Genomic DNA, 13,483 nt, shown 5'->3' on the forward strand with positions numbered 1-13,483 from the left:
TTTCTTACCTACTTCTCTAAAATAAAATTTTGATAAGTATTAAAATCTTTTTCATTCAAACTTACACTTACTTCTATACCATCTTCTACATATTCAAATTTCTCAATAGTGTATTTATTTTTAAGCTCACTAAATACATTGGCCATATCATATGGAAGAAGTAAATTAACATCATACATATCATCCATTAAAGATTCTTCGATCATATTCATAAGTTTATCCATGTTTATGCCCTGTTTTGCTGAAATGTATACCACATCTTCTTGGTTTTTAGGATATATATCTAACTCTAATTTATCTACTTTATTATAAACAAGGATTTGTTTCTTGTCTTCGATATTCAGCTCCTTAAGTACTTTGTCTGTAGTCTTTTGCTGGATCTCAAAGCTTTCATTTGTAGCATCGATAACATGAAGAATTAGATCTGCATATTGAACCTCTTCTAGGGTAGCTTTAAATGCCTCTATTAAATCATGAGGAAGTTTGCTTACGAATCCAACTGTATCAACCACTAAAAATTCTTTTTTATTTGGCAAGCTAGCTTTTCTTAGAGTAACATCGAGTGTTGCAAATAGCATATTTTTTTGAAAAACTTCCTTATCTTGATGATAATCTTTATGTGTTTTAATTAATTCGTTAAGAAGAGTCGATTTTCCTGCATTTGTATAACCAACTAATGCAACAATAGGAGTATTAGACTTCTTTCTTTGTATTCTCTGTGTTTCTCTATTTTTTTTGACAAGTTTAAGCTCTTTTCTTATATCCGATTGTCTATTTAGTATATGTCTTTTGTCAACTTCTAGCTTCTGCTCACCAGGACCTCTAGTTCCAATCCCTGCTCCTGTTCTACTCATTTGACCTCCCATTCCATAAAGTCTTGGAAGTCTATATCTAAGCTGAGCTAATTCCACTTGAAGTTTACCTTCTTTACTCATCGCTCTCTGCGCAAATATGTCTAATATCAGTGTAGTTCTATCAATTATTTTGACTCCTACAGCATCTTCTATATTTCTTATTTGTGAACCAGAAAGTTCATCGTTAAATATAACTAAAGAAGCATCTAAAGATTTAGAATAAGCAGCAATTTCCTCTATCTTACCTTTTCCTAAATAAAATGCCGCATCTATTGATTGTTTGTTTTGAATTAAGCTCCCAACGACTTCTGCACCTGCTGCTTTTGCAAGTTCTTCTAATTCTTTCATAGAATCATTTATATCAATATCATCACTTCTTTTGACATTTGTAGTCAAGTTCAATCCTACAAGTAATGCCTTCTCATGTTCTTTTTCTAATAATTCCATTTTTTCCATACGTTCACCTCTTGAATTAAACTTATTCTATCGCTTTTGATAATTATAACATTAGAATTATTATTTTGAATATACATACATATGTATCTCATAATAATTATTGTATAATATTATTATCGCCAATAAATGTTTTACTATAAATTAAAATATTTTTTATATAATTAAGGAGGACCAAAATGACTGATAACTATAAATTTTTCAATCACAAAGACTGCGAATACTTCCCATGCCATAAAACAGATAAGCCTGATGAATTTAACTGTCTGTTTTGTTACTGCCCACTATATGCACTAGGTAAAAATTGTGGCGGTAATCCAAATTTTATGGAAAACGGAGTAAAAGACTGCTCTAAATGTATGTTGCCACATAAAAAGAATAATTACGAGTACATAATGAGTAGATTCCAAGATATTGTTAAGATTGCTAGCAAAAAAGATTAAAACTTTATATCTCATCTATTTATTAACTTAAATACATGTATGTTATAGTAATAAAAAATCTCTCCTTATTAAAACTTAATTAAGGAGAGATTACCAAAAAAGGGCATAAAAACTGAGCTAGACATGAACTAGTCAATATATAATCTACTCTCCTTAATTTAAGCATCACAAAACCAAATCTGTATACACAGATTTAATCAATTAATAATACTTTAAATCAATAAAATAGATTATATGTTCATGACCTCAATTCATCCCTTTCTGTTTACATATTGAATTCCAAACATATTATAACAGATTTTCTTATCTATGTCTAAATTTATTTCTAGAATATTCCTAATAAAACTCTTTTGCATAAATGATATGAACTTTTACTCTCGTAACGAGTCTTCTTTTAGTTCTATGGCTATAACAATCTGACTTTCTAAGCCTACTAACCAAAATACGTTCATCTCCATCTGCATGTTCAGCTGTTTTAAATGCCATATATACTAAATCTTCTATTACCTTGTCAACTTCCTTCTAAAAAATCTATAAGATAAATATAGAAAAATACTTGTAAAAAGTATTAAAATTAAAATCATTAACCCTGCATGCAAGAAAAACTGCTCTGGTAGCATCATAATTACAGGATCCAACGCTGGATCAAATATCCAGTAATCATTACTAAAAAGCAACTCATGAAAAACAACAAAACTTCTTTCAAAATTTACTAATATAGGAATTGAAACCACAATAGGCATTACTATTAAAGAAATAGATGTTATTTTAAGTATATCAATATTCTTCTTTTTAACACTTAATATTGTTCCAAATAAACAAACTACGATACATATGTAAAATAACTTTATTACATTTTGGATAATCTCTCTAACTTCTTCAAAATGAATTTTTCCAAACTCAGATGATGGTAAAGTTGGCAACTTAAAACTATCTACTTTTTTATTTAGATTGTAGTCGATTAGGTAATCATAGTTTAGCTTTATATCTTGTTTTGACATTCCTGACATCTCTGTTATTTTTAATTTATCGATATCGTAGTAATAAAGATCTCTAAAACCTACAGTTATCCTAACTGCTGCGCCAATTATCAATAAACTAAAAAATATAGAAAATAGTATATTTAAGCCTTTGTTCACCCCTTACACCATCCTTCCTATTGATTTATTATAGCATATTTAACGACTTGTATGCATTTCTGTTCTCTGCTCTTCCGCTGTATATTAATAGTTGAATATACTAAAAATTATAGTATAAGAAAAAAAGCATAGCCAATAAAACTTGACTATGCTTTTATATTTTATTTATCAAAAACTTGTACTTTACCATCACAGTTATTATTTATTATGCTCATAAGAGTTTCTATATCATCTTTGGCTATATCTTCTCTTTTTAAAAAATATCCCTGATTTCTAGTAAACATTATTAATATATACTTTTTAAAAGCAAATACATTCTCTACTGCATCCCATTTATAGTTTTTACATGTAGATTCCCTTTTTGAAATCGCACCTTCATCATCAAAAGTTAACTCACATTCTGCAAGAACAGCTTTATTCATACGATAGCTTTTTTTGATACCCCTTCTATCATCTATAACGTTTAGCCACAACATCCATAAGAAAATTATAAACAGTAGGCCAACATTAACTAAATACTTATTTAAACTTCCAATTGTCTGAAAACGATTTATATTATTTATATAAAGTTCATATACTGTATAAGTTCTATAAATAAATAGTATTAAAGTTAGTGCTGTCATAAGCCAAAGAAATATCTTTCTTTTCTTGCCATATATTTTATAAAAAAGTTTATTTATCTCTAACCAATCTTTTTCAGTAATAATATAAATAATTTTAACTTTTCTTTTTTCTATTTTAATTGAACTATAGTTTTTATCGATTTCATCCATAGTTTTCCCTCCCCAAAAGATTAAACTATTTTTGTTGTAAAATCTTCTATATTCCAAACATCATCAACTATATCCATATAGAATTCAGGCTCATGACTTACTAAAAGTACTGTTCCTCTAAAGTTTTTTATTGCTTTTTTAAGCTCATCTTTAGCCTCTACATCAAGGTGGTTCGTCGGCTCATCTAGTACTAAGAAATTTATTCCCTTTAACATAACTTTACATAGTCTTACCTTTGCAGCTTCTCCACCGCTTAAAACTCTCATTTGACTAGTTATATGATCATTAGTCAGTCCACATTTTGCAAGTGATTGTCTAACCTCAAAGTTTGATAATCCTGGAAATTCTTGCCATACCTCATCCATTGGAGTATTAGAATTTTCTCTAGAGCTTTCTTGCTCAAAGTATCCAAGTTCTATATAGTCACCTAACTCAACTTTTCCATCATATGGCTTTATTATACCTAATACTGTCTTTAATAAAGTAGATTTACCAATACCATTCATACCTTTAAGAGCAATTTTTCTCCCTCTTTCTAGCATAAAATTTAATGGTTTAGTTAGTGCTTCATCGTATCCTAGCACGAGATTTTCAGTTTCAAACAGTATCTTACCTGAAGCTCTTGCTTCTTTGAATTCAAAAGTAGGTTTAACTTTTTCTCTTGGTCTTTCGAGTATATCCATTTTATCAAGCTGTTTTTGTCTACTATTTGCCATTCCACGTGTAGCTACTCTTGCTTTATTTCTAGCGACGAAATCTTCCAATCTTTTTCGTTCTTCAACTTGCTTATCATAAGCTTGCTCCTCTTGTCGTTTTTTAATCTCATTAAGCCTTACAAACTCATCGTAGTTTCCTTTATATCTATTAAGCTCTGCATTTTCTAGATGATATATGACATTACAAGTATTATTTATAAAATCTATATCATGTGATACAAGCACAAAACTATTTTCGTATTCTTGTAAATATTTTGTTAACCAAGTTATATGATCCTCATCTAAGTAATTTGTCGGCTCGTCAAGTACAAGTATAGTAGGATTTTCTAACAGAAGTTTTGTAAGCAAAACTTTTGTTCTCTGTCCTCCACTTAAATCTGTAACATCTTTATCAAGCCCAATTTCGCCTAATCCAAGCCCATTTGCTACTTCTTGTATCTTTGCATCTATTATATAAAAACCACTGTTTTCAAGAATTGTTTGGATCTCAGCCGTATCTTCTAAGTATTTTGCCATCTCATCATCAGTAGCTTCACCCATCTTGTCATATATATCTATCATTTCTTTTTCTAGATCGTACATATTCTTAAATGCCTCTCTAAGCGCTTCTCTAATAGTTTTACCTTTACTAAGTACTGTATGTTGATCTAGATAGCCTACAGTAGCTCTAGAAGACCATCTTATCTCACCTGCATCAGGCATTAATTTATTTGTAATTATATTTAAAAAACTTGATTTACCCTCACCATTTGCACCTACTAAAGCAATGTGTTCGCCTTTTCTAAGTCTAAATGATACATTTTCAAGTATTGTTCTCGCTCCAAATCCATGGTTGATATTTTCTGCTACTAGCAATTTTAACACCCCTCTAAAAAATTTTACTATTCTATATTATAGTTATTTTCGATTTTATTCAAGCTATACCGGTGTTTTAAATAAAAATAATGTAAGAACTACGAAATTTAGTCATTAATCGTAAAAATTCTTACATTACTTATCAGGGGTTATTTTAAACATTCTTTAGTTTTTATTTTGCTTATTATCTGTTTTAAAATTTTTCTCTATACCATCAGCTATACTCTGCATCAATTTTCTCTGATATTTAGGATTTGACATCATTTGATCCTCATTATAGTTGCTTAAAAATCCCATTTCTACTAAAACTACAGGAACTTGCGACCAGTTAAATCCTGTTAAATCATCCCTTTGAAAAATTCCATTAACTTGAATATTAGATTTTTCCATACTAGATTTTATAAGCTCCGCGCATTTGTAACTAGATTCGTATATAGATGAAGTATATTTTCCATTTTCCTGAGGTATTAAAATTGATGTTCCTGTTTTTCCTGAGTTATCTAAACTATCTGCATGTATCCTAATAACCATATCTGCTTTATCTTTATTTGCTAGAGTTGCTCTTTCCGCATTGCTTATGTTTACATCATGGGCTTCTCTCGTCATTTTAACTTTAAAACCTTTACTTTCAAGAATGTTTTTTAAAACTGTAGATGCTTCTAGATTTAAAACATATTCAGGTTTTTTTGTAGCAACTCCAGTTGCTCCAGATGACACTTTTGGTTTTTTATTGGGAGAACCTGGTGCAATTGGTTCTAAATTACTATCACCTTTTTCTTGATGTCCTGGATCGATATAAATTAAGATTTCTTTATTTGACGAAACTCCTCTATTGATTAAGTTGGTAACTTTATCAAATTTTACATAAGGATTTGATGTTCCCAATAGTATAATACCAATAGCAATAATGGCAGTAACTAGCAATTTGTAATTTTTCATTTTTTATCCTTTCTTTGATATTCGTGCTTTATCAATATCTAATTTTCTGTATTCAATTAAAACACATATTCATTCTTTATATTTTTTCTTTTTATGAAATCAACGGATTTACTGTGTCAGTTTACCAAGGATTAAAAATTCAATCCTGCACAATATAATATCAAGGCATCTTATTAATTTTGACTTAAAAATTTTTAAGAGAGAAGGTGTTATATGTTAAGTAGTTATAAGATTTCAACTAAAGTAAAAACCTTAATAATTTTTACATTACTATTTTTACTATATTTTTTCTCAAATAATTTTATTTATGCAGAAAATCCAGAAAAAAGTGAACCAGATTTCTTAATACCTATAGGAAATGTTCTTCAAATTGATGCCGAGTTGAAAGACTTAATTGTCAGTGACACTGTAGAAGGTTCTTCAATAAAAACAGGAGATATTTTGATGCAGATAGACAATAAAAATTTTGATGGATATAAAAATTTTGAAACAATTCTCTCTTCTTTACCTAATGGTAAAGAAATTGATCTAACTGTGAACAGAGGAGGTCAAATTATTACAACTAGCTGTACGAGAGAAGTACTAGAGGAAACCAGTTTTAACAATTTGCTTTCTGGTTTCGCAACATTAACTTATATAGATCCAAAAACTTTTAGATTTGGTGCAGTCGGACATCCTATTAGCATATACAACTCTAGAAAAATTCCAATAAAGGATGGATCTGTATCAACTACTAAAGATATTAAAATAGAAAGATCAGCAAAGGGCAAAGTTGGTTGTATAAATGCAAAAAGACTTGATATAATAGGTAACTTTCATGAAAATACTGAATTTGGTATAAAAGGAAATATAGATAATTTTGACATGTCCAAATTTAAGCAGTATAAGGTAGCTGAATTAAATGAAGTTAAACCTGGTAAAGCTCAAATTATTTTAGGAACTAAAAATAACAGGGCTAAAAAATACGATATAGAAATTTTGAGTATTGAAAATCAAGATGAACCTAAATGTAAAAGCTTTAAAATTAAAGTTACTGATAAAGACCTTTTAAGGCAAACTGGTGGTATTGTTCAAGGTATGAGTGGAACTCCAATAGTACAAGATGATAAAATAATTGGTGCCGTCTCACATGCAGTTGAAAATGATCCATCTGTCGGTTATGGCCTTTATATCAAGTGGATGTTGTAGTAAAGTTATAACTTATTAATTTAATTTTTTATAAGGAATTGTCTCAATGTAATATTATCATTGAGACAATTCCTTTAATTTTTTGTTGGTATGAAAAAATACAAAAATTTATTCTTTAATAGTATTATTTGTTTTTTTGGATTTTTAATACTATTTTGTTATATAAATTTTTATTTTTTTATATTTTTGTAAATTATATAATTAAAAAATTAATTATTTTTTGTATTGTTTTTTGTATTACTAGAGCTACCAGGGTTGCTAGGAATCACTTCTTTTATATCTTGATCTGGTATATTTACATAACTATCCGGAACATCACCAACTATTATAGTCTCACATATTGGTATTTGTGCTTTAATTTCTTTTGTCGATGTTATTAATGGAATAATAACTTTTACTTGTGTTTTAGCTTCAAGATAAATTCTGTGTCTAGTTTGGTTAATTCCCGATGATTCAAATTTAGTTTTAAAGTTTACAGATATAGTTCCTATTGGCTCGGTTGAAATTTCCAATTTAGGACCATATTTTGCGAGAATAGGACTTCCAAGTGCAGTCCCTATTGGAATATAAGCACTTGATGTTTTTCCTTTTTTAAGTTCATCCTGAATCTCTAGTGCAACAGCAGATGCTAATTCATTCATCATAATAGTATTTGCCTGTATCATTGTTATTTTACCCTCGTTATCTAACTGCACATCCATTAGATCTTCGTAATTAATTTTTCCTTCTACTAATTCAGCAACTGCCTGGTTAATAGATCTATTCGCTAGTTCTAAAGCTTTTGTCTCTGCAAGTACTGTAATTGTCGGTCTAAGTGTTTTATCTATGTATATAAAGCTACCGATTAACACTGATAATATAAAAATCATTATAAATACTAAAATCAGTTTTCTAATGCTTTTATCTTTTAAATTAGATTTTCTGGCCATAAAATCACCCCCTATATTTATTTATATGTATTAAATATGAATTTTTGTTTAAAAGGTGTATTTAAAGTAATTTTTGGAAAAAATAATTATATAAATTTATGACTAATATATGGTAAAATCTTAATGTACGTTTTACTAAATGTTACAGTGAAGTCATTTTTTCTGATATAATACACAACTATACTCCCGTTTATGTTATAATATTGGATTAAGTAAGGAGGTTAAACTTATGAACAATGATAATGAGAATAGCCAAAACAAGATAAGAAGAAAAAAAGTAAGTTCTTCTTCCAACAGTGGAGGCAACTCTAGTGAATTAAAAAAGAAATCTAAGCCTAAAAAGCCTAAAAAGAGAGATAAATTTAGAAATCTAAGAATAGCAGGTATAGTATTCTTAGTTTTATTTGTTGTAGGTGCTGCTTCAACTGCAGGTTTGGTTTTTGCATCATTAAGAGATGTTCAACCTGTTACAGAAGCTCTTCTTGATAAACAAACTCATCAATCTACAACAATTAAATATGCAAATGGAGAAAATTTGGCTATTGCTCCAAGCATAAATAAAAGAACTCCAGTTGCGATAGACCAGATCTCAAAACACTTGCAAGATGCTGTAATATCTATTGAAGATGAGCGTTTTTATGATCATAACGGAGTAGACATAAAAGGTTTATCGAGATCTGTACTAAAGACCATAACAGGCACTAAACAAGGTGGTAGTACAATACCTATGCAGGTATCAAAGATGTTGCTGACAACAAGTGAACAAAGTCTTCCTCGTAAAATAAAGGATATCTACTATGCATATGAAATGAGTAAAACTGTTAAAAAAGATAAGATACTTGAGATTTACTTAAATACATTCTTCGTAGGTAAAGGGTTATCAGGCGCGGAAGCTGGAGCAAGAGGATATTTTGATAAGTCAGCAGCAGATCTTACATTAGCTGAATCAGCATTACTTGCTGGATCAACTAAAAATCCATCTAGATTCTCAGCATATAAGACTTCAAAATTAGATGGAAACGAAACTAAGTCTGATTTAGAAAACAAATTATTGTTATTTATAAATACTCCTGATGATGATTTGGATGATCCAACACAAGTTGATTTTGATATGGTTGAAAAGTTAGATAGTTGGGATCTCATATCAAGTGACGAATACAAACAATTAAAAGCTGGAACAATGGTTGTTAGAAAAGCAATAAATAACCCTGATGCTAAAGCTAGACAAAAAGTTGTTCTTGATAAAATGCTTTCTCTTAACAAAATAACTCAAGCCCAATACAACGAAGCTATAGCAGAGGAAATAAAAATAAAACTTCCTGATAAAAAAGAAAGTGTTGCAAACTCTGTTGAAGACTATATAGAATCAGAAGTTGTACAAGCTCTTATAGATCAAGGTAATACTGAAGATGAAGCTAAAAACTTATACTATAATGGTGGTCTTACAATAAACACTACTATAGACCCTAAAATACAAGAGTCTATAGAAGAAGAATATGATAAAAAAAGCAACTTCCCTAACAATATAGTCGGTGAAGATGGTGTAATTCAACCTCAATCAGGTATGGTAATACTAGATTATAAAAATGGTGAAATAAGAGGCTTAATAGGTGGTAGAAATATTAAGAATAGGAAAGCTTTAAACAGAGCTACAATTCCTCAACAACCCGGATCCACTATAAAACCTCTATCTGTATATACACCTGCAATAGATACTCTTGAAATTACTCAATCAACTAAACTTAGTGACCAGCAAGGTGGATACAAGTTTGACCATGATGGATGGAGTCCAAAGACAACAACATCTGGTAAAGGTTCTATGAGTGTCCGTAAAGCATTAGAATTTTCATCAAACACAATAGCAGTTAAGACTGCTGAGATGCTTGGAGATACAAAAGAAGAATGTATCGATATTATGATTGACTACTTGAAAAATTTTGGTATTACGACTGTAAAAGACAGTAAAGTTGATGCAAGAGACAGACAGTTCTCTGCTCTAACACTAGGTGGTATGACTAAAGGTATTTCTCCGTTAGAAATGGCAGCAGCATACGGTACTCTTGCTAATGGCGGAGTATATATAGAGCCTACTGTATTTACTACAATCACTACTTTCGATGGACAGCTTCTAGTTAAAAATACTCCTGCTGAGCATAAGGTAGTTGAACCTGAAGTTGCCTATGTAATGACTGATATGCTAATGGGAGTTATTAATGAAGGTGGTGGTAAGAAAGCAGCTATATCTAATGGTATGCCTGCTGCAGGTAAAACTGGTACAACAAATAATACTAAGGACGTATGGTTTGTTGGCTATACACCTTACTACGTTGGAGCTACGTATATAGGTGATGACTCACGTATGGATGAAAATAAAAAATCTATTCCTCGTAGAAAAGTTGGCGGCGGTAGTGGGACAGCTGCATCTTTATGGTCAAAAGTTATGACTAAAGTACACAAAAACTTAGATGTTGCAGATTTCGAAGTTCCAGATAAAATATACTTCGCTAAGATTAATTTAACTGATGGCGGTAGACAATCTACTGGATCGAAAGCTGCATTTATTGAAGGTACGGCACCATCAAGATATAGCTCTCAACCTTCTCCTCCACAAACTAACCAAAATAGACCTGATAATGAAGAAAATCAAGATAATGGTCAAGGTAATGGAAATGGCGATGGAGATGGTGGAAATCCACCAACTGGTAATGGTGATGGTAATACAGGTGGTACTGGTGGCGGTGGCACTGGTGGTACTGGCGGCGGTGGCACTGGTGGCGGCGAAACTGGTGGTACTGGTGGCGGCACTGGTGGTACTGGTGGTGGCACTGGTGGTACTGGTGGCGGCACTGGTGGTACTGGTGGCGGAGAAGCTGGCGGTGGCACTGGCGGTACTGGTGGAGTTACTGAATAATAAAAAAGTAAAAGGCACTCTTTTGAGTGTCTTTTATTTTTTTAACTAATTTCCTTCTTTATGTTTAATTATATATAATATAACCGAGAAAATTTTACACTGTAATCTATAGAAAATTATTTAAATTTTTATCTGTAATGCAACTATCATTTAAGTTTATTATGATTTATGCTATAATAAATGAAAAATTCAGGAAGTGATTATATGTCCAAAATGCTTACTACTAATGAATGGATACTGCTAAATGATATTATTTACAAAATTAACTTAGCAGAAAATCATCAAGAAGTTGAAAAAATATTTCTAGAACAGATTAACCTATTAATTCCTAGTACTGCAACTTGTTTTTTTCTATCAGACTATAACGAAGATGGTTTTCTTTCGTACCCAATGAATCATGGTAGTCTCACAATGGAAGATCTTGAAGAGTATCTTTTAAATGGACAGGATTTAGACTACTTAAAAGATATCATGATATCTGGTCGATGTATGGTTTATAAAGAAACAGATTTTATGTTAGAAGAAATCAGAATTAATACGGAATACTACCAAAAGTACTACAAAACTAAAGATCTCCATTACTGTGTTCAACTAATCTTATCGCATAATAATCAGTTTATGGGCGTTGTATCTTTTTATAACTCAAAGGAATTTGGGGACTATTCAGAGAGAGATATCTTTATTCTAGAAACTTTAAAAACACATTTATCACTATGCTTATACAAAACTTTTTATGTACCTAAAATATCAAAAAATAAATTTCTTTATACCCAAAGAAATTGTCTGACTAATAATCTTTCAACTCAATATAACTTAACTAGACGTGAATCTGAAGTATTAAAACTCATGCTTGATAATTTAACTAACAGCGAAATCTCAGAAAGACTTTATATTTCTGTTAATACTCTAAAAAAACATATTGTGAATATATATAACAAATTAGGAGTATCAAATAGAACTCAACTATTAAAATTGTTACTTCAAAAAAGTTCTTAATTTTCTTTCATTGCTATTTTAAAAAATAATTATTTTACTTAACACCTCCACAATTATATTAATATAATTTTATAAAGGACTATTAAACATAGTTGTTAAATTATGTTTAATTACGAATCAGAATATATACATAAATAATCTCAAGAATTTATATAATAATTCTTGAGATTTCTTAAAAATTAAAAACCAAGGCATGTAAAGTATTATTAATATCTAACTCAAATAAAATAATCTACTTTTCTAAAAATTCTGCTAAATTTTTTTCTAGTTGTTCAAAATCTATATCTATCTGATTCCTATTTCCAATTTCGCAAACTCCAATTTGTTTTACATCTTCTTCATATTTATATATACTTGTAGGAGTTCTTCTGAGAGTTTTAAATAGAGGCGCTTTAGTTACATCATCTGCATATGGCATCGGGAAGTTATAATCTCTTAAATGCTGTAAATAATGATCCATAAATATAGTTCCGTACTCTCTAGTTCTTTTTACTAAATCTAAGTCTAGTGTTACTGTACATACTGATTCGGTTTGACCTGCTTCCCATAATAAATGTCCTTCTGGATTTACAATTAATGAATTTCCATATAGATGAGCTCCATTGAAAAATCCTACAGCATTTGTAGAAACTAAGTATGCTTGATTCTCTAATGCACGTGTAAAATGTACATTTTTATTTAATCCATAAAGTTCTTGAGGATCAAGGGTCAATTTGACAAGTACTTCTGCTCCCATTAATGTTTCATTTCTCGAAATCTCTGGGAAATTTAAATCATAACAAATTTGAACTCCAACCTTTGTATTTTTTTCTGGGATATCAAATACAACATATCTTTTACCGGGTTCTGTAATATCCTCTGCAGGTCTCCATGGAGCCATTTTACGATATACATCTACAAGTTCACCTTTAGGGTTAAAAATAGGTGCTGAATTATAGAATTTTCCTTTTGGTAAATCATTATGTTTTTCATACATACTACCAGGTATAAAATATATCCCATGTTTTTTCGCTATATTACTGAAAAACTCTGTCATTGGTCCTGGAATGTATTGAGCTGTGAAACTCTCCATACATTCTACTCCAACTATCAGCTCCGGTTTATGATAAGCTGACATTAATTCATTTGTTTTTTGTTCAATATACTTTAAATTAACTACAGTATCTTCATTTACTGGCATTTGTATTATCCCTACATTCAAAAATCTTCCCATAATAATACTCCTTCCTTCTTTTAATTAATTTTAAGATTACTTTTATATATTTATAGCAATTCCGATCAAACTAA

The 13,483-nt window shown here is 30.1% G+C and carries 12 protein-coding genes; 4 read left to right on the plus strand and 8 right to left on the minus strand.

What is annotated here, in order from left to right; all coding sequences use genetic code 11:
- Window positions 1-8: 8 nt before the first annotated feature.
- Entirely contained in the window at window positions 9-1,310 is a 1,302-nt protein-coding gene (gene hflX, locus KQI18_RS05725; RefSeq protein ID WP_236887659.1) for a GTPase HflX, read from the minus strand.
- A 176-nt stretch (window positions 1,311-1,486) separates the two neighbouring features.
- Between hflX and KQI18_RS05730 the strand changes: the two genes are divergently transcribed.
- A complete protein-coding gene (locus KQI18_RS05730; RefSeq protein ID WP_216466731.1) occupies window positions 1,487-1,750 on the plus strand; it encodes a cysteine-rich small domain-containing protein in 264 nt (87 codons plus the stop codon).
- A gap of 336 nt (window positions 1,751-2,086) precedes the next feature.
- Here KQI18_RS05730 and KQI18_RS05735 read toward each other — a convergent pair whose 3' ends face one another.
- The 5 genes from KQI18_RS05735 to KQI18_RS05755 form a co-directional block, all read right to left on the minus strand.
- Window positions 2,087-2,236: a hypothetical protein gene (locus KQI18_RS05735; protein ID WP_216466732.1), complete on the minus strand. Its 150-nt coding sequence runs from the start codon at window positions 2,234-2,236 to the stop codon at window positions 2,087-2,089.
- Between the two features lie 17 nt (window positions 2,237-2,253).
- Window positions 2,254-2,889, minus strand: a complete 636-nt coding sequence (locus KQI18_RS05740) for a TIGR01906 family membrane protein (protein WP_216466733.1) — start codon at window positions 2,887-2,889, stop codon at window positions 2,254-2,256.
- A gap of 161 nt (window positions 2,890-3,050) precedes the next feature.
- On the minus strand, window positions 3,051-3,662 hold the full coding sequence (locus KQI18_RS05745; protein ID WP_216466734.1) for a YcxB family protein: 612 nt from the start codon (window positions 3,660-3,662) through the stop codon (window positions 3,051-3,053).
- Window positions 3,663-3,682: 20 nt separating this feature from the next.
- Window positions 3,683-5,233, minus strand: coding sequence for an ABC-F family ATP-binding cassette domain-containing protein (locus KQI18_RS05750; protein WP_216466735.1), 1,551 nt, complete (start codon window positions 5,231-5,233; stop codon window positions 3,683-3,685).
- A gap of 165 nt (window positions 5,234-5,398) precedes the next feature.
- Complete coding sequence (locus KQI18_RS05755) at window positions 5,399-6,172, minus strand: N-acetylmuramoyl-L-alanine amidase (protein WP_216466736.1); 774 nt, start codon at window positions 6,170-6,172, stop codon at window positions 5,399-5,401.
- Window positions 6,173-6,385: 213 nt separating this feature from the next.
- On the opposite strand from KQI18_RS05755, the gene KQI18_RS05760 reads away from it, so the two are divergent.
- Window positions 6,386-7,360, plus strand: coding sequence for a SpoIVB peptidase S55 domain-containing protein (locus KQI18_RS05760; protein WP_216466737.1), 975 nt, complete (start codon window positions 6,386-6,388; stop codon window positions 7,358-7,360).
- Window positions 7,361-7,569: 209 nt separating this feature from the next.
- On the opposite strand, the gene yunB is transcribed toward KQI18_RS05760, so the two are convergent.
- Window positions 7,570-8,289, minus strand: coding sequence for a sporulation protein YunB (gene yunB / locus KQI18_RS05765; protein ID WP_216466738.1), 720 nt, complete (start codon window positions 8,287-8,289; stop codon window positions 7,570-7,572).
- Window positions 8,290-8,518: 229 nt separating this feature from the next.
- Here yunB and KQI18_RS05770 point away from each other — a divergent pair, with 229 nt between their 5' ends.
- Window positions 8,519-11,200: a transglycosylase domain-containing protein gene (locus KQI18_RS05770; RefSeq protein ID WP_216466739.1), complete on the plus strand. Its 2,682-nt coding sequence runs from the start codon at window positions 8,519-8,521 to the stop codon at window positions 11,198-11,200.
- A gap of 204 nt (window positions 11,201-11,404) precedes the next feature.
- Entirely contained in the window at window positions 11,405-12,196 is a 792-nt protein-coding gene (locus KQI18_RS05775) for a response regulator transcription factor (RefSeq protein ID WP_216466740.1), read from the plus strand.
- 232 nt (window positions 12,197-12,428) lie between these two features.
- Here KQI18_RS05775 and KQI18_RS05780 read toward each other — a convergent pair whose 3' ends face one another.
- A complete protein-coding gene (locus KQI18_RS05780; RefSeq protein ID WP_216466741.1) occupies window positions 12,429-13,409 on the minus strand; it encodes a carbon-nitrogen hydrolase family protein in 981 nt (326 codons plus the stop codon).
- Between the last annotated feature and the right edge of the window lie 74 nt (window positions 13,410-13,483).

Source organism: Metaclostridioides mangenotii, assembly GCF_018917235.1.
In the GTDB taxonomy this organism is placed as follows: domain Bacteria; phylum Bacillota; class Clostridia; order Peptostreptococcales; family Peptostreptococcaceae; genus Metaclostridioides.

Excerpts from the sequence above, each read along its gene's own strand:
- hflX (WP_236887659.1), bottom strand. The coding sequence starts at position 1,310 with ATGGAAAAAATGGAATTATTAGAAAAAGAACATGAGAAGGCATTACTT.
- KQI18_RS05730 (WP_216466731.1), top strand. The coding sequence starts at position 1,487 with ATGACTGATAACTATAAATTTTTCAATCACAAAGACTGCGAATACTTC.
- KQI18_RS05735 (WP_216466732.1), bottom strand. The coding sequence starts at position 2,236 with ATGGCATTTAAAACAGCTGAACATGCAGATGGAGATGAACGTATTTTG.
- KQI18_RS05745 (WP_216466734.1), bottom strand. The coding sequence starts at position 3,662 with ATGGATGAAATCGATAAAAACTATAGTTCAATTAAAATAGAAAAAAGA.
- KQI18_RS05755 (WP_216466736.1), bottom strand. The coding sequence starts at position 6,172 with ATGAAAAATTACAAATTGCTAGTTACTGCCATTATTGCTATTGGTATT.
- KQI18_RS05760 (WP_216466737.1), top strand. The coding sequence starts at position 6,386 with ATGTTAAGTAGTTATAAGATTTCAACTAAAGTAAAAACCTTAATAATT.
- yunB (WP_216466738.1), bottom strand. The coding sequence starts at position 8,289 with ATGGCCAGAAAATCTAATTTAAAAGATAAAAGCATTAGAAAACTGATT.
- KQI18_RS05770 (WP_216466739.1), top strand. The coding sequence starts at position 8,519 with ATGAACAATGATAATGAGAATAGCCAAAACAAGATAAGAAGAAAAAAA.
- KQI18_RS05775 (WP_216466740.1), top strand. The coding sequence starts at position 11,405 with ATGTCCAAAATGCTTACTACTAATGAATGGATACTGCTAAATGATATT.
- KQI18_RS05780 (WP_216466741.1), bottom strand. The coding sequence starts at position 13,409 with ATGGGAAGATTTTTGAATGTAGGGATAATACAAATGCCAGTAAATGAA.